General features: G+C 31.5%; 24 protein-coding genes and 1 pseudogene. 5 read left to right on the forward strand and 20 right to left on the reverse strand.

All coding sequences use genetic code 11. The features are described from left to right. Nucleotides 1-212: 212 nt before the first annotated feature. The 3 genes and pseudogenes from P161_RS18190 to P161_RS0106860 all read left to right on the forward strand — a co-directional run. Nucleotides 213-383, forward strand: a pseudogene (locus tag P161_RS18190) (single-stranded DNA-binding protein); the annotation flags it as partial. Continuing rightward, nucleotides 382-666, forward strand: coding sequence for a helix-turn-helix transcriptional regulator (locus P161_RS20045; RefSeq protein WP_036841305.1), 285 nt, complete (start codon nucleotides 382-384; stop codon nucleotides 664-666). The pseudogene P161_RS18190 and the gene P161_RS20045, both read left to right, overlap by 2 nt. Beyond that, nucleotides 653-988 carry a single-stranded DNA-binding protein gene (locus tag P161_RS0106860; protein WP_026776283.1) on the forward strand — a complete coding sequence of 112 codons (336 nt, stop codon included), beginning with the start codon at nucleotides 653-655 and terminating at the stop codon, nucleotides 986-988. The genes P161_RS20045 and P161_RS0106860 overlap by 14 nt, the downstream gene beginning before the upstream one ends. A gap of 81 nt (nucleotides 989-1,069) precedes the next feature. On the opposite strand, the gene P161_RS0106865 is transcribed toward P161_RS0106860, so the two are convergent. The 20 genes from P161_RS0106865 to P161_RS0106960 all read right to left on the reverse strand — a co-directional run bounded on the left by P161_RS0106865 (nucleotide 1,070) and on the right by P161_RS0106960 (nucleotide 23,689). After that, complete coding sequence (locus P161_RS0106865) at nucleotides 1,070-2,407, reverse strand: DGQHR domain-containing protein (RefSeq protein ID WP_026776284.1); 1,338 nt, start codon at nucleotides 2,405-2,407, stop codon at nucleotides 1,070-1,072. A gap of 11 nt (nucleotides 2,408-2,418) precedes the next feature. After that, a complete protein-coding gene (locus tag P161_RS0106870; RefSeq protein ID WP_026776285.1) occupies nucleotides 2,419-2,982 on the reverse strand; it encodes a hypothetical protein in 564 nt (187 codons plus the stop codon). Nucleotides 2,983-3,020: 38 nt separating this feature from the next. After that, on the reverse strand, nucleotides 3,021-3,977 hold the full coding sequence (locus P161_RS0106875) for an O-methyltransferase (RefSeq protein ID WP_026776286.1): 957 nt from the start codon (nucleotides 3,975-3,977) through the stop codon (nucleotides 3,021-3,023). A gap of 6 nt (nucleotides 3,978-3,983) precedes the next feature. After that, the gene (locus P161_RS0106880; protein WP_026776287.1) at nucleotides 3,984-5,297 is read right to left on the reverse strand and encodes an ATP-binding protein; all 1,314 of its coding nucleotides are present in this window, start codon (nucleotides 5,295-5,297) and stop codon (nucleotides 3,984-3,986) included. 2 nt (nucleotides 5,298-5,299) lie between these two features. After that, the gene (locus P161_RS0106885) at nucleotides 5,300-5,698 is read right to left on the reverse strand and encodes a DndE family protein (RefSeq protein WP_026776288.1); all 399 of its coding nucleotides are present in this window, start codon (nucleotides 5,696-5,698) and stop codon (nucleotides 5,300-5,302) included. Further along, a complete protein-coding gene (dndD, locus tag P161_RS0106890; RefSeq protein ID WP_026776289.1) occupies nucleotides 5,682-7,781 on the reverse strand; it encodes a DNA sulfur modification protein DndD in 2,100 nt (699 codons plus the stop codon). The genes P161_RS0106885 and dndD overlap by 17 nt, the downstream gene beginning before the upstream one ends. Next, nucleotides 7,781-9,127, reverse strand: a complete 1,347-nt coding sequence (gene dndC, locus P161_RS0106895) for a DNA phosphorothioation system sulfurtransferase DndC (protein WP_026776290.1) — start codon at nucleotides 9,125-9,127, stop codon at nucleotides 7,781-7,783. The genes dndD and dndC overlap by 1 nt, the downstream gene beginning before the upstream one ends. A gap of 396 nt (nucleotides 9,128-9,523) precedes the next feature. Further along, nucleotides 9,524-10,144 (reverse strand): hypothetical protein, encoded by a 621-nt coding sequence (locus tag P161_RS0106900; protein WP_026776291.1) that lies wholly within the window; start codon nucleotides 10,142-10,144, stop codon nucleotides 9,524-9,526. A 161-nt stretch (nucleotides 10,145-10,305) separates the two neighbouring features. Continuing rightward, on the reverse strand, nucleotides 10,306-11,415 hold the full coding sequence (gene lodB, locus P161_RS0106905) for a lysine-epsilon-oxidase maturase LodB (RefSeq protein ID WP_026776292.1): 1,110 nt from the start codon (nucleotides 11,413-11,415) through the stop codon (nucleotides 10,306-10,308). After that, nucleotides 11,415-13,547: a CTQ-dependent lysine 6-oxidase LodA gene (lodA, locus tag P161_RS0106910; protein ID WP_026776293.1), complete on the reverse strand. Its 2,133-nt coding sequence runs from the start codon at nucleotides 13,545-13,547 to the stop codon at nucleotides 11,415-11,417. Before lodA ends, lodB begins: the two co-directional genes overlap by 1 nt. A gap of 56 nt (nucleotides 13,548-13,603) precedes the next feature. After that, nucleotides 13,604-14,776: a hypothetical protein gene (locus P161_RS0106915; protein ID WP_155810433.1), complete on the reverse strand. Its 1,173-nt coding sequence runs from the start codon at nucleotides 14,774-14,776 to the stop codon at nucleotides 13,604-13,606. 238 nt (nucleotides 14,777-15,014) lie between these two features. Beyond that, nucleotides 15,015-15,260: a hypothetical protein gene (locus P161_RS0106920; protein ID WP_026776295.1), complete on the reverse strand. Its 246-nt coding sequence runs from the start codon at nucleotides 15,258-15,260 to the stop codon at nucleotides 15,015-15,017. Nucleotides 15,261-15,470: 210 nt separating this feature from the next. Beyond that, complete coding sequence (locus tag P161_RS19050) at nucleotides 15,471-15,923, reverse strand: DUF4240 domain-containing protein (RefSeq protein ID WP_051605692.1); 453 nt, start codon at nucleotides 15,921-15,923, stop codon at nucleotides 15,471-15,473. Between the two features lie 75 nt (nucleotides 15,924-15,998). Continuing rightward, on the reverse strand, nucleotides 15,999-16,493 hold the full coding sequence (locus P161_RS0106930) for a hypothetical protein (RefSeq protein WP_026776296.1): 495 nt from the start codon (nucleotides 16,491-16,493) through the stop codon (nucleotides 15,999-16,001). Beyond that, nucleotides 16,480-16,863 carry a helix-turn-helix domain-containing protein gene (locus P161_RS0106935; RefSeq protein WP_026776297.1) on the reverse strand — a complete coding sequence of 128 codons (384 nt, stop codon included), beginning with the start codon at nucleotides 16,861-16,863 and terminating at the stop codon, nucleotides 16,480-16,482. Before P161_RS0106935 ends, P161_RS0106930 begins: the two co-directional genes overlap by 14 nt. A 142-nt stretch (nucleotides 16,864-17,005) precedes the next feature. Beyond that, nucleotides 17,006-17,527, reverse strand: coding sequence for a replication protein (locus tag P161_RS0106940; protein ID WP_026776298.1), 522 nt, complete (start codon nucleotides 17,525-17,527; stop codon nucleotides 17,006-17,008). Between the two features lie 53 nt (nucleotides 17,528-17,580). Then, a complete protein-coding gene (locus tag P161_RS0106945; protein ID WP_036841308.1) occupies nucleotides 17,581-18,480 on the reverse strand; it encodes a tyrosine-type recombinase/integrase in 900 nt (299 codons plus the stop codon). A 512-nt stretch (nucleotides 18,481-18,992) separates the two neighbouring features. Next, the gene (locus P161_RS0106950; RefSeq protein WP_026776300.1) at nucleotides 18,993-20,720 is read right to left on the reverse strand and encodes a UvrD-helicase domain-containing protein; all 1,728 of its coding nucleotides are present in this window, start codon (nucleotides 20,718-20,720) and stop codon (nucleotides 18,993-18,995) included. Beyond that, nucleotides 20,713-22,740 carry an ATP-dependent endonuclease gene (locus tag P161_RS18205; protein ID WP_051605693.1) on the reverse strand — a complete coding sequence of 676 codons (2,028 nt, stop codon included), beginning with the start codon at nucleotides 22,738-22,740 and terminating at the stop codon, nucleotides 20,713-20,715. The genes P161_RS0106950 and P161_RS18205 overlap by 8 nt, the downstream gene beginning before the upstream one ends. Nucleotides 22,741-22,867: 127 nt before the next feature. Further along, nucleotides 22,868-23,689, reverse strand: a complete 822-nt coding sequence (locus tag P161_RS0106960; RefSeq protein ID WP_231494713.1) for a site-specific integrase — start codon at nucleotides 23,687-23,689, stop codon at nucleotides 22,868-22,870. 220 nt (nucleotides 23,690-23,909) lie between these two features. Between P161_RS0106960 and P161_RS18210 the strand changes: the two genes are divergently transcribed. Beyond that, entirely contained in the window at nucleotides 23,910-25,100 is a 1,191-nt protein-coding gene (locus P161_RS18210) for a type IV secretory system conjugative DNA transfer family protein (RefSeq protein WP_051605694.1), read from the forward strand. Nucleotides 25,101-25,198: 98 nt separating this feature from the next. Next, a complete protein-coding gene (locus P161_RS0106970) occupies nucleotides 25,199-25,666 on the forward strand; it encodes a JAB domain-containing protein (RefSeq protein ID WP_081816999.1) in 468 nt (155 codons plus the stop codon). The last annotated feature ends 39 nt before the right edge of the window (nucleotides 25,667-25,705 follow it).

A 25,705-nucleotide genomic window follows, 5' to 3' on the forward strand; every position in this document is an offset into this window, starting at 1 on the left:
TGATATTTATAGCTGTAAAGATAGTTAAAATTATCCATTTACAAACGACTACAAATAATTACAACCGAAAGTAATTGTTTTGTAACCGAATAAAACTTGAGTAGTGTCGCAACTTTGCAGTGTTGAAATTATGCTGGACTTGATTCAGTAACAAATCAACAAAAACAAATTATAAACTTGCATTTAAATAAAAGTGCACAAAAACTTATCTTATGAATACGTTAAGAAACAAAGTACAGTTAATTGGTAGATTAGGTCAAGAGCCAGAAATTATTACGTTTAAAGACGGTAACAAAATGGCAAAATTTTCGATGGCTACAGATGATAGTTACAAAGACAAAAATGGCAATAAAGTAGAAAAGGCTTATTGGCACCACGTTGTTGACCATATGCGAAATTCAACTAACTGCCCAAAAGCCCAAGCCTAGGGGCTATAACATCAATCCTGTAACTTTAGGAGACTACCTGAAACAATATCGCTTAGAAAATGGTTACACTACTTCTGAACTGGCTTTAGAGCTTGAAGTATTCCAATCAACCGTATATAAATGGGAAGCTAATCTCTCAAAACCACAGGGAAATAACTTAAATAAAATAATAGAATTTATGGGTTACGACCCAAGAATTCACAAATCATTAAAAACAAAATATTATGAACTCACTTAGAAACAAAGTACAATTAATAGGAAATTTAGGAAACGATCCAGAAATCATTACGTTGGAGTCTGGAAAAAAATTAGCAAAGTTCTCTATAGCTACAAACGAAAGTTATAAAGATGCTTCAGGACAAAAGATTGATAATGTGCAATGGCATAATCTTGTGGCTTGGAACAAGACTGCTGATATTATTGAGAAATATGTAACCAAAGGTAAAGAGGTTGCTATTGAAGGTAAATTAACTTCTCGTTCTTATGAAACGAAGGAAGGAGAAAAACGATATATTACTGAAGTTGTTGTAAATGAACTTTTGATGTTGGGGAGTAAATAATAGGGGAAACTATATCAAGAATACAAAAAGGTTGCTTTAAATGCAACCTTTTTTAATACTAACTTATACTCTAGAATGTTTCTATTTTGTTTGCTCTAATTCCCGTAATTTCTGCAACCTTTTATCTTTAGTATTTTTAATATAATCTGATGGCCATATAGCTAAACTCATATCTAGGTATAAAAACTTCTTACCTCTATTATTAAAAGAATATCGGTTAATATCATCAATAGCAAGATGTTTTGCTTTGGTTAAATATTTTAAAAAATATTCAAGGTCAACACTTGCACCTTTGTTCTCTATTGTTAAAATATCTACTAATATTTTTAACAAACTATCATAACCGACTGTTGTATGGAATATATTTTCAGTTTTAGAATTATTATTAATAAATTCCCAATATGATTGTCCGTTAGGATTTTTAAATACTTCTTTGACAGCTCTGAAGTAATAATAGAAAATATCAGAAATTAAAAAATCATCATTGTTTGCGTAGTATTTTCTAAATGGTAAAAACTTTTTTGAACCTTCAGTTCTCTTTAATAGTTCTTTCCTTAATCTATTTCTATCTCTTTCCGATTCTCTAATGCTTTCTGAAATTAGGCCTACAATTGATTTAACCATTGCAGCTTGAGTTAAAGGTGGACTATTCAGTTTAGAATAATCACCTCCATAAAACTTTATGCGTTTATAAAAAGGTGAGTTTTCATGACCATTAAGTTTAATAACACATTCAAGAGCTGTTTTTTGAGGTGTATCATCTAGATCTAAACCAAATAAACTATATACAAGACTTTGTGAAACTCTTTTTTGAGTTCTGTTAATTGTTGAAAATATCATTGCTTGATATTCAATAGTTTTATCAATAAAAAAAGACACTACAAGTTCTATGTTTTTCAAATCTTCAAGACGCTCAAGTCTCATATTCAACTTATTTCTTAGATCAGTGTTTTCAAATTTTCTTAAAGTTTTAATATAATCCTCTATTTCTTTTTGTATTCTAATTAAAGCCTCTTCGATACCCTTAATTCTATGTTGTCCATCGATAATTGTAATGTAAACGTCTCCATTTTTCTTTTCTAACTCGGAAAATACTTTATCTTTAATATGTATCTTAACAAGATTTCCATATTCAACTTGTTCTTCAATTGCTTCTAATGGAATATGTAAAACTATGTTGGTAGGGAAAGTTGCTTCAGGATCTTCAATTAAGAAATCTGCAATTTTATTTACTCGTGAATTTTCAATTTGACGTTGAACTTCCCCATTATAAATAGGAATACCTTTTTCATCAAAACCGTTTAAAATTCGAGATGTATACTTTGTGTATTTAAAAATCTGATCAATAGTTAATTTAGTAATAACGAAATCTTGTTTGTTTTGGATTACTGGTATTCCTTCTATTATATTATCTTTCATAATTTCTAAATTTAGTTACCCCAGCTTTGACCATGTTCATTTGAACTTTCTCTAATTACCGAATCAAAAGTTTTATCAAGAAAATCTTCTTGAAGAAGAAATATTTTTCTACTAATATTTGATGAAGCATAAACAAGTAAAGCAGAGATAATTAATAAAATTATAATTGTAGAAAACTCTAAAAAAGGTGAGTTTATTACTTGTACAGCAAATAATAAAATTCCTAAAATTAAAATTCCTAGAGAATAATACCATAATTTAGTTCTAAGAACAATTGTATCATTAATGTTCAGGTTTTTTTCTTTATTTCTATCAAATTTAAAAACATGAAGTCCAATACCACTTATTTGATTTATAGCTATTAATGGTAAACTACCGTTTAATATTAAATTAAAGTACACTAGTATTTCTGTTCTTTTTTCACTAAATGATATTAAACATAAAAATGCCAAAATAATAGCTCCAATTGGAATTAATAAATTAGGTATTTTCCAAAGGCTATTTTCATCTTTGTTTGCTTCTGCGACTTCATTAAGAAGTTCACGCTCTGAATCTTTTATTATTGCAAATCTCATTTAATTTATATATTTAATGAATCACCGTTAATACTAAATTAATCTCTTATTTCAACGAAATTCGGAAAATAACGATAGGTAGATTGGTATTTTGTTCTGTCCTTAATAGGTATAAAATCAATTTTCTTAATGTTTAAAAATTGTTTTTTAGATTTAGGTAAGTAATTATTCATTAAATCTAGTTCTTGGGTAGTAACTATGGGAGAAATTAAATCTAATGGCTTATCATCTAATCGAACAAATAAAAATTTATTTATTCTTTTTTTTAAAAATATTTTATGGTTAGACTTTTTCATAATATAACCACCAATAGAAATCATTGGCGCTCCATCTTGATATGTAATATATAACATTTGATGAAAGAGTAACTTTTCTTTTTCTATTAAAGTGACATTTTTTAAATCTAAATTATGTTCAATCCTTTTCTTTATCATTTCATATATTAAATTTACTGATTGATTTTTTGATAGGCTTTCTTTTTTTATTCCATTAGGGACTAAGCCATCAAAGTCATTTTCAAATTGGTTTAGCTTATGATTCCCGTCTTGACTTGTATAACGGTTTAACCCACTATTACAGCTCATAAAATAAAAACTACCCTCTATCGCATTTGTAAAAACAAAATCTATATCATCAAACATAAAAGATTGAAGTGATTGGTCGTAATCTAGCCATATAATTTTACGACTTTTCCAATCTAGTGTTGGTAGAACATCTGTAGTATCTCCCCATTCTAGTTTTATACAAGAAAAAGGCTTGTTAAATTCAAATCTTTTTTTATCAGTTTTATTTTTTTCAATATTAACTAAGTTGTTTATTCCTAATTCTTTATGAATCATTTTAAAATCAGAAAAAAAAACTGAACCTAAACCAATATATGAACAGTCATTTCCTGGAGAGATACCATAAATTTCTTTTAATAATTCAACAAATAATTTTCTTTCTATTGACTTTGCAGGTCTGTAATTATAATTAAAAATATTATAAGATGCCATAAAATTTTATTCCAGTTCGTTCATATTAAAATAATAGTCAAATGTTAAGGAGCCAACTTCTTTATTACTTGAGATTCCTAGATTGTCCTTAACTTTTTCAACCAAATCTTTTTCTTTTTTGTAACTGATCCCAACAAATTTATTAGCAGTTTTATGAGCTTTGGTTTTTGGAAAAACAAAATCTTTAGTATATAAAGTTTTGTTATCTCTAATTTCTGTAATATTTACTGGTGTGGAATTGTTAATTATAGTTTGACCTTCTTCTTTATCTTCTATTTTTCTTAAATATCTTATAACTTGGCTCATAGAAGTTAACATAAAAGGTCTTATTGTTTTATAAATAGGATGATCTAAATCTATACCTGTTTTAGTTGTTGTCATTGGTAACTTACTGGAATCATCTGAATCAAAAAAAACAGCCCCTCTAAACATTGCTAAATCATTATGAAACTTAACAATACTTCCGTCATCACTTCTGTTTTCTTTCCAACCTGTTGTGAAAGTCTTGTCAGCCTCTAATACCAAACGGTCATTGCAGAATATATACCAACCAGCCTTATTAGGAAAATAGTCTCCAATTCCTGCATATATTTTTATTTCCACCCCATTTATTTCCTTTGAAACTTGTAGCGGACGCAAACCATCTTTTTCTAAAAAAGTAATATCAGTCCTTTCAATTAAAGAGTTGTTGACTTCAATTTTAAGATTTTTTAAAATACTGTAACTTAAGGCTAAACTTACTTCTTTCTTAAGTTTTGCTATAAATTCGGTCGATTTAAAATCAATCTTAATGTTTTCATATAGTTTTGATACTGTAATTGCAGTACCGTCTTCACCATTTAGTTTAGATTTTTCTTTAGTAATATTATCATTTTCAATATAATTAAATGTCCATTTCTCATCTTTTACCCATTCATTTATATCTACTTCAACTATAAAATGATCTTCTTTATGCTTTGACTCAACTATAAAATGTCCACCAATTTTAAATAAAGAACGTTTCATTCCTACGCCAAATCTTCCAATAGAATGTTGTACAAATTTTGCTTCAGGTTCTGTAGGTCTACCAAATCGAAAAGCATAATTTTTTGCAGTATTTAATGAAAACCCACCGCAATTATCAATAATTTCAAAATTGTTTTCATTCAAATTTAATTGAACATTTAACCCTTCATAATCTTCTTTTGGTTTTAGATTTTTAGCTCCATCAATACAATTATCAATTAAATCAATTATTGCTCTATCTAAACGAATATCTCGAGTGAGCATATTTATAAAGAAATCTTTCGTAGGGTTTGCGTCAATAATATTTTCATTCATAATTATAAATTTATTTTATTTAAACCAAAATTTATTTTTTTTATAACATAATCAAATCCATCTATACTTGAGTTTTCTTGTATTTCATTTTTCATCAATTCTAATCCATCATCAATATGCATTTTAATTAATTTTGGAATGTCTTTATCTTTTTTAGATAACCCATAATTGACACATAATAAACCTAAATATACATCTAGGTTAACACCAAATAATACAGATTTCGAATACTCTTTACCTCCAGAATCCTCTATTTTTGTTAGGTCTAATTTTCTATCTTTTGACAAAGAATATGTATAAGCTATACGTGCAATTATATTTTCTTTACCAAGATTTAATTTCCTTGTAAGTTGCGCTACTACTTCTCTATTTGCAGAGCTTGTTTTAATTTGAGTAAACATCTTCTTTAGCTTTTTTAAATACTTCCATTAAATCCTTTTGTTTAATAGTAGAACAATCTTTATTGCTTTCAATCATAAATGTTTTGCTTAAATTTGGTTTAAGCATCATATATTCTTCTTCCGTCAATTCTTTTTCTAATAATGGTAGTAATACTACTTGATTAGAAATTTCTGGATAAAATTCTTGAATTATATTTTGTGAATGATTTTTATCAAATTTTTGTAAAGGACTATCGATAAAAACAGGAAATTGAATTCCTGATTCATCAACTAAAGCTTTTAATAATGCTGTAGCATATAGTTGCTGTTCTCCTTTAGATAAAGAGTCTTTATTTATAACATTGTTTTTACTGTCTAGTAAGTCAATATCCATTATATCACCATCAATGTTAACCTTTATATTAGAAACAAAATCATCCTTATGCATTAACTTATTCAATCCTAATTTAAGAGCTTTTTGCAAAGCATATTTCTTTTCTTCTTTAATTCTAGTTATTAAAGTATTGATTTTTGACAATAAATTCTCAGTTACATCATATTTTTTTCGATCAGTTTCAATTAACTTAAAGTTTTTCTCATATTCTGAAGATTCTTTTCTAGTAACCCTTAACCTGTTTTTTAATTCACCTATTTCTTCTAATAATGAATTTTTATCTTTAGTAAGAGTAGAAATTCTTTCATTAATCAAATCTCTTTCTTCTCTATACTTTTTTACTATTTCATTGTCCTTTCTAGCTTCTGCTTGCTTTATTTTTTGATTTGTTCTTGATAAAACTACTCTGTTATTTTTTTCTTCTTGAACAATCGCATTTAATTGATTTACATAATTACCTTTAATATTTGAGTATATAGCTTCAAAAGCCAAATTTTGGTCTTTATTGAAGTCTAGTAAAACATCAACAGATTTAATTGTATTATTTTCTTTCTGATTATTATTCTCCTTAATAGTATTATTTAATATTTTTTCTATAGTAGTAATTTCAGATATTGGTAGTTGGTTATCTTTTAGTCTTTTTAATACTTTTTCAGAAAAAGATTCAATCTCTTTTTTTATAATTTTTGAATCAATAAGATGTTCAGCTTGAGATTGTTCTTTTAATAATTGATCTCTTAAATCAACTAATTTTTTACCAGCAATGATTAAAGGAGCAAATTCCATTAAATCATTTAGTCTAGATTTTATTTCAGAGGACTCTTTAGTTAATTCATCTCTTTTACTTTTTACGTTTTTTAACTCTTCTAAAGTGATGGAATTACCTTCTCTTATTAATTTTTCTTGCAGTTCGTCACTAATTTTACGCTTTATAATTATTTCACGATCGCATTCTAATTGTTTTTCAAGATTCAATTCAATTAACCTCTTTAGTTCTTTTTCTTTTTCTAATAATGAATCTAGTTTGGATTTCTCCATACCAGAGACTCCTGCTCGTCTAAGCTTCGTTAAAAGCGTTTCAAGATTCTTTTTTAAATCTTCGTATTTTTTAATGCCTAAAACTTCAGAATAAGCTTTACTTAAACTTCTTAACTCTTCTTTGGATTTAGCTTCTGCTAGAGAAACTATTTTCTCTGCATCAAAAAAGAAAAATTTAGCAATTTCTCGAGGTAATATAAAGTCATTGATAAAAACTTCGTAACCAACCTCTTTGGTTAGCTCATTTTCTGTACCATCAATAAAAATTGTTAAGTCCTCTTTATTGTTTGCTAAATTAAAAGAACGTTTTATACGTACTTCTTTGCAAGGTATTGATGGTACTAATAAATCTGTAAGAGTAACTTCTATTGAAAAGTTTGCAGTTTTAATAGAACCTGATTCAAATTTTCTATGAATATCTTTATTTATTAGAGAGCGTAAAAAATTATCATATCCACCATAACTCTTTATATCTCTTCGGTATTTATCTTCTACTTGTCCCATTAGTTTTCCGTAGAAAACCCATATTAATGATGTTAGAAAAGTAGTTTTTCCATAACCATTTTTTCCCGCAATTATATTAATATTCTTGTCTGTAAAAGGCGAAAAAGAAACAATATTTTCTCCTTTATAAATTCTGAAGTTAGTCAGGTTTATTTGAGATATCTTCATTAGCTTTTCGGGTTTACAAAAGATTCAATACGTTTTTCGACATCATTGTGTAAGCCATATTTAGACAACATTAAAGATTTAGTTTCTTGTAGTGTAATTAAATTATCTATTAAATGATAATAATTAGTTTCATCTCCACAAACCTCTTTAAGTATTCTACGTTCTGTAGCATCTAAAGATTTAAGGTTGTTTGTGCTTAGTTCTTTTCCATAAACATCTCTATAAATATCTCCGACTCTTTTTTCGAAATATCCTTCTCTATTCCATCTTACTTGAATAGCTATTAATTCTTGATTATTAATTAGATTTATATGAGGCTTTACTTGTTGTACTTCCTTTTGCAATTCTAATAATTCTTTTAATAGTCTTACTTTGTAAGACATTTCATATGTTCCTCGTGGATTTCCATCTTCATCTACAGCAAGCATACCATTTCTTCTTCGATCAGATCTGTTTTCAGGTAGATTTCTATCATCCACAAGTTTTGTTCTAAAATCAAGCAAAGGTTTTAGCCATTCCTGACCATTATTTACTAATGAAGACATTGATTTATCTTTTTTCACAACTGTACAAGTCCAACAACCAAATCTACTTTGTCCACAAGATTTATGTTCTTTGTCAGTTACAATTGTTGGACATTCATAATCATCAGCACTTGCATCAACATAAATTTTAAAGAGGATTGAATTGTCAAATCCCCAAGGAGATTTAATTGCATTTATTATATACCATACTTCCTCTAGCATTAATTCTTTAATTGGAGCGTAAACCCAAGTATTAATATCAGTGGCATGTTTTGCTAATCTTTTACCTTCTGTTTCGTGCTTTTTTATTGATTTTTCCCTTTTTTTACTTTCTTCATATCTAGTTCCTAAAAGGACAATTGCTTCTCCTTTTTCATCAATTTGTTCGTGTAAAAAATTTGAAGTAGGTCTAATTTTTAATCTATCTGTACACCAACGAAATGTATTATTGGGAACAGGATATCCTTTTCCTATTACATTTATCCAAAAAGTCTCTTCGAGCTTTGGTGTAGTTTTTTTTACAAATATTGGTAAACCTTGGTCTCTTGCTGCGATTTCAATTTTGACTAATACTTCATCAACATATTCAGCAATAATTGGATTCTCGACCATAGTATCATTACAAACCACATATACAGGTCGTCTTAACTGAAAAGGATTTGGCATAGCTCTTATTTTCTCTAAGGCTTTCCAAACTAAAGTTAATAAAACAGTAGAATCTTTACCACCACTAAAACCAATTATCCATGGTCTTTTAGAAGTATCTGCAAATGCGTATTGATCTATAATTTCGTCAATAATTTGGTCAATTCTTTTACTCATCAATTTTTTATCTAATTAAATGATAAAATAACAAAAATTTTTAAGATTTATCATAAGAATTAGCCCCTATTTTTTAGATATAATTAAAAACTTTTTTAAAATTTTGATTTTTTTAGTTTAAAGAGTTGCATCCATTGCTGGAAGAACTATATGCATTCCAGAAATTATATAAACAAATATTCTTTTTTTTGATTTTCTAATTCTTATTTTAACTCTATTTAATTAAACACATTAGTTTAATATAAGGTGTTGCAAAATATTATTTTCCAAACTCTTCGCAACAACAAGATAATTCTATCGAATTTCTTTTTGGGGTTGCTTTTAGTTTTTCATTGTGTTTAGAACATTTTTCTCTTTCAAGATTTCGATCATTTTTTTAGATCCATATAATTTCGTTTATTCTGATTGACTGATTTTTAAATCAGGAAAATGATCAATTTTACTTTTTAAAAAATATTTTGGAATTGTATAACTCAAAATTAATGTTCCAAATATTGTGATTATGAGTTCACATGTAAAGTTAATTTCTATTAATTCTATTTCTTTCAATTTTTCCAATAGTAGAATACTCCAAACAATTGAGACTACAAATGAAAATAATATTGCAATTTTAGAAGTAGAAATATTTGCTCCTCTAAGCGGATTTAGATAGTTATTTTGAGTGTTTTTATTAGCGAAAACAAAATAGACACGTTTCTCTTCCTTTAACTTTAAGGTGTTCCTTTCGCAGTCATTGACAAGAGTTATAAAATTTATATTCCAGAAGTAATAACCTTTACTTGACCAGTACCAAAAAAGTGAAGTAATGTAGCCAAGTGTAATTAATATTATTTTTTCAGTATTCATGTTTTCAGATGAAGCAATAGTATAGTAACCAACAAATAAAGCACCAATAGCTACATAAAAATATGTCATCCATTTATTGAAATTATCATAATGGAAATTTCTCGCATTAATTAAGAATTGATATCTCTCTTTTCGAGTGATTTTTTTGTTTTTAGAAACGTTATTTTTCATTTAAGGAATATTTTTTTAATTTTGCATTATGTTTATTATATTTTTTCGTGAGGGATTACATGCTTTAAAACTATCAAATTAGATCCAAAATTAATCTGAAAGATAGCGCTCGAAAATCTCTAAAATCCTTATTAATTATGCACATTGTTAGATATATTTTATTATAGATTTCTCCTTTGCCAAAATTTTGAAGGTGACCACCTTTTTTCTTTATTGTAATACCTTGTTTTTATTTGATGATATCGATTGAAATTCTTTAAAATATCTTCTTGATATGAGTCAATAGTTGAAATACCTTCTTTAAATTCCTGAGCAATATGTTTTGCAGCGTAGATTGCAGAACTAATTGAAAATCCGATACCCATAGAAGAAATGGGGTCAAAAGACGCGGCGGCATCTCCAATGGCAATAAAACGTTCTAAAGTTCTAGTATCACTTACTTGAGTTTGCGCATTCTTAACCCACAATTTACCTCCAATTGAGTGGTTTTCTTGTAAGACATTTTTTATATGATTACTCTGTTGTATTAAATGACTCCACTTATTAATCTGATGGATTTTGTTTTCAGAGATAATGTCAGCATCTGAGAAAAAAACAATCACCATTCTATTATCCGGCAGACATGCTGCATACCACCAACCCAATTCCACTGATTCTATAACCTGCTCAAATTTCTTGTAACCTTCATTTAAATCGAAAAACATGCCTACACTCATTAATGAATCATATTTTTTCGAAATACCCCCGATTTTGCGACACACGTTGGCTGATCTTCCTGAAGCATCAACAAGATAATTTGCATGAATAATAAATTTACCTTCGGTAGCGTGATTCAGAAATATTCGCCAACTTTTATCAGCCAGCTGCTCGTATTCCAAACATTTTGTTCTTGGGTAAATGGTTGCCCCTCTTTCTGCTGCGGTTTCGATTAACTTAAAATCAAACTTTTGTCGGTCCAATTGAAAAGTGGCCTCATCAGCAGTGAATATAGTGTTGATTGTACTTACTTCATCGTTCCCCCAATAGGCTTTGCTAGCATAAGAGGGCATAAAACTATCTTTTTCGAAATCGCCCTTGCTTAACTTCAAATATTCAATTAAACCGAAAATACTTGTAGAAACGTGTTCTCCAACTCTAGTTGTATTAAAATCAGATTGCTCAATGATGGTTACATTGTATTTAGAGTGATTTAACAAACTTAATGCAGCAGAGGCTCCACTGGGGCCTCCACCAACAATAAGCACATCTGTTTGTCTCATAGAATCTGGCATTAACGTCTCATTTTTGTACCAGAGCGAGGAGGGCCTAATTCGTTTCTATTAACGGTGATTGGTTTAAAGGCACGTTCCTCAAGAAAACCCACTAGTTTTTTAGCTCTCTCATTTTTACTCTTTATTTTTTTTAGATTTTGTTCGATATAAAATACGGGCATTGTTGTGCCATTATCGTCTGCATTACCACTTATCTGCCCAACACCATATTCTTGAAATGAGAATAGCTCGTTTGTTCGTTCAGTTTCTGCAAAATAAGGGAACCCCTTATCCTGCGAATTTGTATTTCTAATGAATGCTAATGCAGACCAGTGTTCTACCATTTGAACAAAACTATTGATCCCTCGTGCATAGTTCATTTGCTGACCTGCTGGTAAATTGGATTGCATTTGCCCTTCTAGAGTAGTTTCACCAGTTAATACATCCCATGGGCTTTGTGGTGGCCACCAATATGAATAATAAGTTGGAGGTAACGGTTCTTTGATAGGATCAGAACTGTACGTTTGGTTGTCCTGATAGGTAGTTTTAGATTTCTTCCAAGTATCCGTGGTATTGATCTCTTCTCTGGTGGTTCTCTGGTCTTTATTGAAAGCTGGATTCGTAAAGTTTACTGGCTGAACTGTACACTGAAAAAAATCTGCCTGCCAAGGACACGCCATTCTTTTAGTTAAATCCCCTGGTTCACACCCACCTCCTTCACATTCATCTCTTGAAGGAGTAAGACCTGAGTTGTTATAGCCACCAAGACCTCTTTGATCTGAAATAATATATGGGGCTGAATAAATCGCTGGATTTTGAACACTCCACGTAACTTCAATACCGGGGCACATAGGTAAACCAACGCAATTTCCTATACTTGCCTGGTCTTCCTTACTGATAGGTAGTGGTTCGAATGAAGGATTGTTTTCAAAGTTTCCATTTGCCCATTGTTGAAACATAAAGTATTGAGTATCATTTAATGCCAAAAACTTAACAATCGTCTCGTTACTTACCGAGTTACTACCGGAGTTTAAGGGCATCATAGGAAAAGAATCATCACCATTCATTTTAAACAACTCAGATTGAGGTTGGTCAAGCGAAGAATCAGATTTATCGTTGGGACGTCTGAAATAGGAGAAGTAGTTTTCCCTATTTTTTCTATTGTCTTCACTTGGATCTGAGAAGTCGATTAAGTTTGCGGTAAAAGCCATCATTGATTGAACGTTTGATACCCACTGATATCCAGCAAAACGTTTAATAATAGGTAAAATATCCCGTTGATAATTGACCTTATAATTCGAGTTAAAAACACCTCCTTTACACATGTCAGGAACAAGATTAAAATACCTTACTCCAACATCAAACATACTGTCGCTAAGCGTTGAAATATTAACAATTTCTGGAGCAAAGTCTGGAGAACCTATAATCACCCAAGCTTGAAGTGTAATAGGGTCTGAACCATCTTTAAAGGTAAGTGTACAATACACGGGACCATCTGCGGTATCATCGTGCCAAGTGTCTGAGCCACCATAACTCGTAAGAGGCTCATTCCCTCCAGCATGTCCATAACCTCCGATAACGATAAGTCTTCCCTCGTCATCTGTTTTAAGATCACCTAAGGTTTTAATAGGTGTTCCAGATGACACTTTTGATGGTGGAAATTGAGCAGGGTATCCTTTTGGAACTGAAGGTTGATCGAACTTAACGCTTTGATTTGGGCCACAAACGCTTCTTGGTCCTGGATCAATGATTAGTGTTTGTCTTTCTCCCTCAGTTTTCATAGAGGCATTTCTGAAAGGCACTTTTCGGTTTTTATAACTGTTTTCTTTACCATAAAGTAAATTACCTTTAAGCTCACTGTACTGATACCATGCTGCTTTTTTGTTGGCCAAATGAACCGTCCATTCCATAGAGGCAATGTTAGGTGAGTTTGAAGTTAGTTCTTCACCATCTGCGCTAAAAACTTTGAATAGTTGTCCTTGTTTTCGTACTTGACTTTGATCGTCTTTAAAATTTTTTATAGGTCCCAACTTGTTCCCATGGGGATCAGCTTCATATGGAAGGCCTCCTATTTCATCTGGTGAAAGGCAAAACTGATTTTTGCTGTTTCCCAATCTTGCAACCCCTATAGAGGGACTAATTTTAAATTCCATGTTTTGTTGTTTTTAAGGTTTTTGTTGTTTTTTAGAATTGGATTGAGATTGTTTATTTAAAAGCCCAAACCGTCATTGAGAAGGCCTGCTGAGTTGTAATGCGTAAAGGATTTGATTTCTATATTGCTCATTGTGCCATCTTCGAGTTTAACTTCATACTCCCAATTTCCACTGGTATTTTGAGTTTGGTTCTGAAGTGGGTCAACTTTTGACGTATACCCGCTTGGAGCTCCCCATATCAAATGATATTGGTTGTCTAGAAAAGATACCCTTTGTAAGGTTTTTGGTCCTACATCTATGATTTTTTTAGAAGGAACACTAAATTTCAAAACTCCATTGTGATTTTCAGCTTTCCAAAAGGATGGAGCTTTGAAAAGTTTAGCAACAGTATGAATATTAGGCGCTCTTGAAATGAAATAGTCGATAAACACATCTTTTTCATTACCATACATCAAATATGTCAAGCCATCTGGGTGCGGTATATCTGGTGTAAACCTTCTAAAATGCAATATTCTTTTGATTTTCACCTTGGCGTTTGCCCCATCTGGTCTATTAAATTTTGGGTGGTTTACTTTTGCACCCCTATAAATTACACTGGGTATCTCTGTTTTTAAGTCTGTGTGATATCGTAAACTATGAATATCTAACTTTTTCAATTTCCCCGATTGAATATCAATAAGCGCAAGATGGTTGAAAAACAAATCCACTTTACCGTCTCCAAAATCAGAATTTCGTAATTCATTGTATGCATCAATATGCTCTTGTTCTACAAATGAACACTCTAAGATGATTTGAAAATGGTGACGTGTATCAGCAAAAATGGGTGTATGAGTAAGGTAAATTTGATCGCCTGTTTTTCCTCCTGTTACGAAACCGTGAAAATGTTTAAGATGTTCGTTTTCGCCCATTCCCATGTGATGATCATCAAGGGGATATTCAAAGTCACTCTCAGGAGCATCACCTTTAATGGTTATAAGGCCTAACAAGTTGGGAGTAAGTCCACAACCATATCGAAAACCTTTAATTTGCTTTTTGCTATTGAATAACACTGCACTAGATGACTCACCTGGGAAAATAACGCCAATGTCGAATCCAAAATCAGGATGCCTTAAATCTGAGTTGATTTGATGTGGAACATTATCTTCATTTTCCCATATAACGTATTGACCTATTTCAACCTCGAAGGAAGGAAGTTGACCCTTGTTAATTTTCTTTCTTAACTCTTTCATAAACATAGTGTTTAGGTTTTCTTAATTAGGATATTCATTTTCTGGTTTTTCTTTTAGATTTTAGCACTCAGAATCATGATACTGGTTTACAAGAATAATTTCTTCTAAAGAGTTTGAAAAATTATGAAATAATTATAGTTTTTTTATAAGGTAAATTCATACTCTAAGTAATGTTTTTAAATTAAATTTTAAAGCGTTAACTTAAAAAAAACAGCTAAAGCCAGCTATCTCTTTGTAATTACTTTCTTTCTTGTTCTGTTCTAATTTGATCGATTCTTGCCTTATCAGTAATACGCTCAGTTGCAATATACTTTGGTAATTTTTTTTTGATGTAAAACGCATTAATTTCTTTATTCTCTAGAAGTCTTGGATAGTAGACTATTTTAGCTTTTTTGTGCTTAAAAGGTTCTGTTAAATCATAATTTAAATAATCTGTTACTTGGATAAGTTTTTTGTCCAGTAACTCCTGTATTCCAGTGGTCACAATTCTATTAAATAATCCTGTTTGTTCAAGCTGAGAATGAGAAATCTAGTCTTTGTATTTTACTCTTCCATTTTCATCTCTCCAACCCAAAACATTTTTAATAATTTTAAGGTATACTCCTATGGCAGAACCACTTAAATTTCCAATATATTTCTCGAAGAAAATATTTTTGATTCAAGATAAATACAAGACTAGTTTAATTTTTTTGCATTAATTTAAATAATCTTTTAAGTCTTCATTTGTTTTATCATAAAATACTTCATAGGCAACATATCCAAATTCTTCATAGTTATGAATTCCACCAACTCTATAATTTATAATAAGACTTTTTGGGTTCAATTTTGTATTCTGATAAACTAGCTTTCCTTGAGAAATAACCCAATAAATAAAATAATCTAATCCATCATCAGAACAACCAATATCGCTCATTTGAATTGCAATATGTTGCAACTCTCTACTTTTGATATTTTCTACTAGTTGATTAGTTTTGAGATGAAATCCTTTAATATCCGCAAGCGAATATCCTTGTAATTTTTCTTTCAATATGCTGTGGAAGATATCGTTTTTTAATCTCAAAGAATTAACTTTTTCAATGCAACTCCAGTATTTATGATCTACTAAAGGAACATTTATTCTTTTTAATTTGGAATTAAAATTACTCATATTTTTAATTTTATCACAAATAATTTGAATCAGGAATTTTTTTCATCTATATGTTTTTTCATTGTGATAAAATCCCTATTCCTCCAAATAATAATGCGTCAACATCAGCGCAAAAGCATCAAACAATCCCATTTGGTAATGTTCCGCCATCCAAGGAAGCCGTTTATGAGGTGCTTTCTCTTTTAGTTCTGGATACCAACTCAATACCATCATTGCAATTTCATACTTTGTTTTCGCTTGAAATGACAAAAAGGTTTGTTTGATTTGAGAACGAGAATAGGTTTTCAGTTGGAGATTTTGAGCTCTTGCCAATTGCAAAATCGCATCAATAATTCGTTTTTGGCGTTTGGATATTTTTCTAGATTTATAATCCAATAGTAAAACAATGTCAGGTTTGCAGTATTCAAACAACCATTTCACTTTTTTCATGTATTTATAATGAGAAATAGGCTGTACTTTTTTAATTCCATAGTCTAAAATCTCTTTGGGTCCTTCACAGATGACAAAGCCCACCCCAAAGGTATTTGGATACATCGCTAAGGTAATCCGTTGTTGTCTATTCGCTGTCATGCTCTTTTTCACTCACTTCTTGTAAACATCCGATGTTATTCAACACCTCATACAACGCAAGAATCCTTTTCTTGAGTTTGGGAGTCGTCATCTCATCTTCCAACTGACTAATCAAAGAGGTCGTTTTGCTAGAAACTGCATCAATCACTCCAAGCAGACTATATTTGAACAGTTTTTTCAATGGTGTTTTTGTAATAATGTGATACGCTATGATCACACGAGCAGGAGGTTGCTTCTTTCCCGTTTCATATTTGGATAGGTTTGAAAAATCCATATCCAAAAGATAGGCCATATCTTGAAGGGTTAAGTTTGCACTACGTCGTGCTTGTTTTAAGTAATTGATAATATACATAATTGCTATAAAAGTCATAGGGGTTAATCTCTCCTATGACTTTTAGTATACTAGCTCTAGAAATTATTATCTTGGAGTTACGCTTTTTGGTACCGGAGTACCAAAAAAAATCGCTCTCGCCCAAAATATGTGAATGAAGTGTGCATAAGGTTGTCGATGATTATCCGCTGGAGTTTTTCTTAGTTTTCTGCAAAATAGCTTGATACCTTTGTGCATCTGTCTGCCGAACGTACCTTCCCTCTTTTGCTATTGTATTTCTTTTTGTCTGTGTTTGTTTTGTATCAGGTGGATAAATACTCAAGTCATTCAACTTCTTTACACAGGTCTTTCTTTTTAATGCTCTATACAAAGGAGCATATGCGTAATAAACACGTTTCTTTCCTCGTCTGTCTTTTGGATGCCTTAACTCCTGATTCTTATTATCTAATGCAACGATTAAATTTTTATAAACCAAAACAGCAATTGCCAGAGATATGGATTTATGGGTTAATCGTGTTTTTTTAGAAAAAAACGAAATACTAATCCAATCCTGGCCTTTGCGTTGCTTTGTTTTTGGGTTTACCCAGCCTAACGTTTGACGAATGACCACCAGCAACACTTTTAACTGGGTTTGATTCAAATAGGGTAGGTGTTCATCGAAAATTTCATTAGGAACTTGTGTGGACTGATGATAATAGCGCATATAAAAAAGTATCCTAAAGATCCTTTAAATATAAAAGTTTTGCTTTTTGGTAATTAGGCAACCAATGCGTTTAAGGGATGCTTGCGTATTTGTTCTCGAAGATGCTCTGCACTTGCAGATAAGTATATTGTCGTGGTTTTGATATCACTATGTCCCATCATTTTAGAGAGACTGTAAATATCACAGCCTCCCTCTAACATCAAGGTAGCAAAAGTATGTCTCAACTTGTGAATCGTAAAGGAAATCCCAGAAGCTTCTTTTAATTTGTTGGTTAGTAGTTTCAATCCTGAATTGGTAAACCCTTGGTTGAGATTCAAACTGGTAAAAAATTCTGGACATGTTTTACCGCTTTTCTTACGCTCTATAAGGTACCGATTCAAACTTTTTGCCAAATTGCTATCCATAGGAATGATGCGATCTTTATTTCCTTTTCCCATTCGTATAAAAATACTCAAGTTTTCAACATCCACATCTGCCAACTTCAAATGTAATACTTCATTCTTTCGAAGTCCGGCAAATAAAAATAAAGAGAAAATAGCGTGGTTTCGATATTTTAGGTATTTCTGAGTGTATGGATAATTATAGGCGATTTCTAACAATCGCAATGCTTCCTCTTTTCTTATTTTTTTAGGGAGTGATTTCTCTAATTTTGGCAATTCAAAATCTTTTAGATAATTTGTCTCTAAATGATTGTTTTTAACGCACCATCGAAAGAACACGACCAACGTCATGTAATAGGTTCTGTAGGTGCTGATTTTCCACTCCTTATCCCTTCTTCCATGAAGAAAGAAGCTTTGTACCGTTTTCTCTGAAACGTCGCTGATAAGGGTGATTTTGGATGCTTTGGCGAAGTAAGAGATTTTCTCTCGATAACGGCATTCTGTTTCTTTTGACACGCCTCTCATATATCTGGCGTAATGGCAAAAATCTTCCAGTAAAAATTCAATAGTCATAGTGGTTTGAAGGTATCGATTACTTGTACAAGAGATTTTTTGAGTTGTCTAGAGACTTATATTTTAGGGACGGGGTCCAATAAGGCTATTTTTTAACCCCTTCATCTCTCTAAAACGTTGAGAAATAAGGGGATTTTGTGCGCGTGCTAGGACTTGAACCTAGGACCTCGTCATTATCAGGAATGGGGTTCAATCTTAAACCCGCTAATTCGTTATATTATATGGGTTTTAGCCGAATTGAGTCGAAAAAAATATTTTTTTCATTGAACCCCGTCAGCAACTCATTTTAATGCTCTTTTAAGCAAGTAATACGTACGTAAATTATTTTTGTAATGTATTACATCTATATACTATATTTGTGGATATAGTGTAGGTTCATTATAGCTTTTTGGCGAAGATGTGTACAGTTAAAAGTTAGATGAATTTAAATTTTCATTATCCTCAGTCAATGTATATTCTTCTTTTCTATTTTAACTTTCCTTTGAACTAAATTTAAAGTTAATATTCAAACCCTAAAGATGTGTGATTTTATCTTCGCCAAACCAATTAACTAATGTTTCGAGAGCTTTAATGCTTAGTCGCTGAGTAAATAATAGTGTTAAATTCTTTATAGGTCGAGAGCAAGCAACATAAAAGAGATTACGGTTACGTATATAGAAATCCTCTTGACCTAAATGATTACTATTTTCCGGATTACTTAATCCTAAGAATTTGTCCCAATCATATTGATTCCACCCTCTGCCAAAAACAACAAGAACGTTTTCAAACTCATCTCCTTTAACACCATGCTGAGTGCTAAATGGAGTGTAACCAGATATGAATTTAGATAATGCTCGAACTTGAGAATATTCAATAACTTTTAGCTTCCTCAACTCTTTTTGAGACGATGAAAGTTCATTTTCATTTTCTATATCAATATTTAATTCTTCTTCTCTTCTCAAGATGCCTGAATCAATAATTGGTTTTCCCTTTAACATGATATGTTTAACAACATCTTCAACACTCCCATTATCACAGATTTGAAATAGTTCAGTTAATGAATCATTCCAATCTTTTTTATCTGAAATTGTCTTTATATGAGGAAATTTTCTTCCCAGAAGTTTAAACATTTCACCGTATTTGCCTTGTTCAAATAATTCTCTCAAGGGTTCAATAACATCAAGGAAGTAAGCAATATGTTTATCCTGTTTCTTTATAAAAGAATCATTATATCTGAATGCAGAAACAATATCTTCATAACCTTGTTCAATACCCAAAACTCGGTGCGTTAACATCAAAGTTTTAGTATTCTCATTATCAAATGTCCAGCCTTCATCGGATTTAAGAATTTCGCGTACTTTATTTAAGTTGATGCTAGCTTGATTGCTTGGAAGTGCACCTTGCCAATGGTTTCTCGTTTCCCATCCACCAGTCCAATTATTTGAAGTATATACACGAATTGAACCAGAGCTTTGAGGTTCTACTACTTCTTGCTGAAGGTTAGGTCTAATCTTGTTGAGTGTTTCAACAATGTTTTTTTCTGATCGAAAATTCGACTGTTTTTTTACCACCTCCAAAGACGAATCATTTATCTCTCCACATCCATCACCATAGATTTTTTGCCAACTGTCCCCAAAAAAACCAATAAGTATTTCTGTTTCACTTTTCACAATATTCTCTAAAATAGAATCCACTAATTGCTCATTGGTATCTTGATACTCATCTATTAATATGATGGGAAAAATACTTGATAAATATTTTAGAAACTTCTTATTTTTCAGAAATTCAATTGTAAAATTAATAACATCATCATGATGAATTTTTAAAATAAAATCTTCTTTTTTTCTATATCCGAAATCGTATTCAATATTGAAATCATTAATATTTTGATCTTCTTCAAGTAATTCAATTAATTTTTCATTAGTTAATACTAATTTCCGCAATTCACTTTGAAACTTACTTAAAATCATCCAACAGAACGAATGGATAGTTCCACTGAATAAAGCAGGGTGATTATTTTGGGTAGATGTAAAATTATCAGCAGCAATATTAGTATAGGTAATACACGCAACTTGCTGAGCGCTACGTTGCATGAATATTCCCTGATCATCTAAAATATAGGAAAGTGATTTATTTAGTGAATAGGTTTTTCCTGCTCCAGCACCTGCTTCTAGAATAAAAGATTTCTTATCTCTAATACAAGTGTATATTTTCTCTAATGATTGTAATGCAGCAATTTCTGCAGGGCTAGTATTAGTCATTTTTCTCTTCAATACTATGGTTTGTTAATGATTTCACATTTTGGTTAGCCAACCATATAATTCCTTCTTCCATGTATTTGGGAACTATCCAATCAGTATCTTCAATTGAATGCTTCAAGGCAAAATCACTTTTCTTAAAAGTTTTGGCTAATTCTGAAGCCTCAATTTCAAGCTCTTCAATATTTGATCCTGTAAGTGAAAATTTATCGCTATTTGCAAGAATGAAAGATTCTTCTAAGCTTCTTCCCGTTGGAGAATCTTCTTCTTGAGCAATTTGAAAAGCCAACCGTTTTTTCCCAATAATTTTCTGTGAATCATCCAATTGTAGAAGTTCAGTAATAGTAATATTACCCTCACGCTCACTATCCAAGAGTTGTGCCCATGTATTGATTCCTGTATTACTCGTAAACTCTCCCTTAGAGACCATACAAGCATTATTACGATTATTAACTCCTTTTTTGACAGAATCGATATCAGTAATGATAAGACTCGGGATTTCCAAAAAATCTAACAACGGAAAAAAAAGATGAGAGTATGCTCCTCCAACCTCCATAATAGCTGTGTATTGCGAAGATAAATTTCTTTCAAATTCATTAGCTTCTTCAATTTTTTGTATCATCAATGGCAGAAATAATCTTTCCGCTGTTCCCTCTATTAGAATGACTTTATCAGCAAAAAATAAATCACAATTAGTTAATGTTAAATACTTATGCAAAAAATCTTCATTTTTACGCTCTAAGTTTTTTGCTAAATTCTTTAGATCTTTAATTTTTGATTCTTGAGTATCTATCGATTCGTTTGAATTTTGTGTAAGGAAATATTGAATGTCCTTAAAATTTGCTCTATTGGCTATGTGAGAAGAATGAGTAGTAAGTACAAATTGAATGGGCCATGGGCGACCTTCATTAAAAGATTTAGAAAATGTTTTTACGATATTCTTTAACTGATCTGTAAATACTTCTTGCATTTGGGGATGTAAGTGAGCCTCTGGTTCTTCAATAAAAATTACATGAACTCCAGGTTCCGTAGGGCTGTTTTTATATCCCTTAAAGTAATCATAGATTTGGAGTAATATATAAATCAAATTCCTTGAACCTAATCCGTTGTAGTTTTCAGGTAAATCGATACCTCGAGAGCCGGCGTAATTCACGCTTGTATGACCACTTAGAAGTCTTTTTGCATCCAATGTCGTCTTTGTTATTAAATTAGGGTCTGAAAGACCTGGGTAGCCAAACATATTAAATGTTGGAAAGAGCTTCCCTAACTCCTCTTTAAAGGCACCATCTAAAGTTTCCTGTATATGTTCGACGGATTTTTCAATCTTCTCAATAATACTTTTTTCATCTAAATCTTCTGAACCCTCAGTATTAATAAAAAGTTTCTCTAGAATTGAAGCTAATATTCCACGCTTATCGCTCAAGGTATCATCATTCAATCCTCTTTGAGCATTTACAAATCCACATCGTAGAAGTGATTTTAATTGTGAGAATTCAACGGAGCGAAAGTTATCTTCATCATTTACATCTATACAGACAAGATCAAACACAAAATTTTCTCTAATTAAGTTATTCAAATTGCTATTAAATTCAAATTCATCAATTGTAGTATCAATATCATTGAATATATGTTCAATTCGATCACTTTTTATATGGTATTGGGCGGAAATTTTTGCCTCAAAACACTCTGGATTGAGATCAATAATAAACGGGCTCAAGGAGCCTAGATTATGATCTTGAGTATAATCAATGATAAATTGAATTTGAATATTGGGTACTAAATTTAAGTATTCTTTCTTTTCCTTGAATAATTGGAAAGCTTTCCAAAAATTATATACACTTTCAAGTGAAAAGTCTTCTGCCCTAAATAGCGGTTTATCACTTAATAGTCTGCTAAAAAGTTCAGTTAAAGAAGTTTTTCCGCTGTTATTACGGCCTACAACGACAGTCAATTCATCACTCAAATTAATATTCACTTCTTTAAGTAATCTAAAATTTTTAATTTTAATAGTTGTTAGTTTCATACTGCTTAAATGATAGCTTAAATATTTGAAACAAAATAGTGTTTTTTTTAAAGTTAATTTAATAAACTTCTTACTAATTGTTTAAATGTAAAGAGTATGAAGAGTAAAGGATATCGGACAATACAATTTACAGAAGGCTATCGATGTGTGATCGAGCATCTTCTGTTTTGATAGAACGTAAATAACGCTCTGTCATTTGTGTCGTAGCATGTCCCAACAAGTTTTTAATATTGATGATGGCTGTGCCTTGAGTGGCTAAATTACAAGCAAACGTATGTCGGAACTGATGCAGATGAAAGTTTACACCTGATAAACGTTTGTATTTTTTCACCCAATACTTCATTCCCTGTCGTGTCAATGGCGCATCTCTTTTGATAGAAACAAATAGATATTCCGAAGTTGTATTTTTTGATGCTCGAGTTTGGAGGTAAAATTTTAAAGCGGTTCTTAAGGAATAATGAAGAGGAATATACCTGCTTTTTTTGGACTTGGAGGTATCGCTGTTGATGAAAAGGGTTTTTTGTATAAAATCCACATCTTGGACTCGAAGCCCTAATAGTTCTCCTTTGCGTATTCCTGAATATTGAAGCGTTTTAATGATGGCAAGGTCTCTTTTTAATTGCTCATCATTATCCGTATTATGAAGTGCAATGGATGCTATAATTTTAGAGACTAGAGCATTACTTAATGCTTTCTCATCATTATATTTGGGGTTTGGTGGTTTGATGATTTTAGAGGTCAACGAGCCCTTTTCAACCAAATCATTCATTTCTAACCAATTAAAAAACACCTGGAGTTTGTTGAAATAGGTTCTAATGGTAGATACTCTAATTTCCCGATTATTTCTTTTGGCTCGTTTTCCCAATCTTTTAAAAAATTCATGGACCAAATAAGGATGTAAGTCCAATGGAGTGGTGATTTCAGGCATCACTTTTAAAAAGTTTTTCATCACATCTCGATAACTATTCATCGTGTGTGAACTCAATCGCTTGGTATACTCACATTCTGATAAGTATTGGTCAAAACAATCTCTGATGTGGCAAGTAGAGGTAATCATATCTCTATCTAAACAGAAGGCATTTAAATCTCTAGTTGTGCTTTTTGGTATGGACCTTTGATACCAATTGGCATTACTCCAAAAACCATACAAATTACAGTAGTATTTTGGTATGCCTCATCGATATGAACCTTATATCTCTTATTTTGCTCAAACTGATTTTCGCGACCAAAAAGATGTTTTTGGTATCTATCAACATGATCGTTATGTGGGCATGTACCTCTTAGGTAAGACAGGCGCTGGAAAAACAAATGTATTGGAAGTGCTGATTCATCAAGATATTTTGCATTCTAGAGGTTTGGCGCTTTTTGATGTGAGTGGTGATTTGGTAAAAAAAGTGCATCAAAGCATTCCCAAAAACCGTCAAAAAGATTGTGTGTATTTGGATACTTCCAACCCTAATCTCACATGGGGTTACAATCCCCTGCGCAAAGTAGCTTACCAACACCGTCATTTGATTGCGTCTCACATCATCGAAACCTTTCAAAAAATTTGGGGACAGCAGGCCTGGGGAATCAAACTAGAACATATTCTACGTAATGTATTTATGACGTTGTTGGATCAGGAAAAAGCCACCTTTTCGGACGTGACTCGTTTGCTTGTGGATGAAACATTTCGATTACAATGCCAACAACATATTGTTGCCAAGGAAGTCAAGCAATTCTGGACACACCAATTCCCTAAATACTCTAAGTCAGATGTTTTGCCTGTTTTGAATAAAATAGGTAGTTTTTTGGCTATCCCAATGGTGAAAAAGATATTGGTCGACAATACGCAACAACTCTCTATCCAATCGATTATCGATTCAGAAAAAATCTTCTTAATTAATTTATCCAAAGGAACTTTGGGTGTTGATGCGGCTCATCTACTAGGCTCCTTGCTTTTAAATTCTTTATCCGCAGCAGGATTTCATAGGTCTTTAATTGAGGAAGAAAACCGAAAACCTTTCTTTATCTATTTAGATGAGTTTCACAATTTCACGACTCTATCACTTGTGAATATGTTTGCAGAACTGAGAAAATTTAAAATAGGGTTTATCGTGGCACACCAGTATTTGAATCAGCTTCCTGTAAAGATTAAAGAAGCTGTTTTAGGGAACATCGGAACCCTAATTTGTTTTAGAATTTCCTATGCAGATGCCAAATACATGGCGCAAGAATTCTACCCAATCTTTTCAGCCAGTGACTTTATCGGGCTTGAGAATTTTCATATCTATTTGAAGCTGATGATCAACGGAAAACCTTCCCAACCGTTCTCTGCTAAAACCATTACCAAGAATTGGTTCAAAAAACCAAAAGGCTGAACTCCGCTGTTTTTTGTTTTTCAAGCATACTGTTTTCAAACATTGCAAATCTATTTTTTAACAAAAGCAGCTGCTAATTCACCTTAAAATTAATACGTATGAAATCAACACATGTATCAACTCAATTGATGAGTTGCAATGAAGTAGAACTTCATTACAAACGCCCTTTATTTTCTTCCATGAGAAGCATTACTTCTTCTCAGGATGCAAATGAGATTCTAAGAGATTATATCCATCCTTATGTATTGGATGTAAAAGAATTCTTTTGGACCATTTTCTTATCTAGAGCCAATGGAGTCCTTGCAATTTCAACCATTGGGTCAGGAGATATTTCTGGAGTAATGGTCAATATTCGAGAGATTTTACAGCTGACTTTACTTACAAATGCTTCTCATTTGATTGTGGCACATAACCACCCTTCTGGAAAATTAGTTCCTTCTGAGAGAGATCGTAAAATCACCAAAAAATTACAACAAGGGTTGCTCTTATTTGATGCCAAGCTATTGGATCATTTGATTTTAACCTCTGAGAACTTTTTCTCTTTTGCAGACAATGGAGAGCTCTAACAACCCATTTAAAATTTGAAAATTACGAATTCCCTTTGG

Source organism: Polaribacter sp. Hel_I_88 (assembly GCF_000687935.1).
In the GTDB taxonomy this organism is placed as follows: domain Bacteria; phylum Bacteroidota; class Bacteroidia; order Flavobacteriales; family Flavobacteriaceae; genus Polaribacter.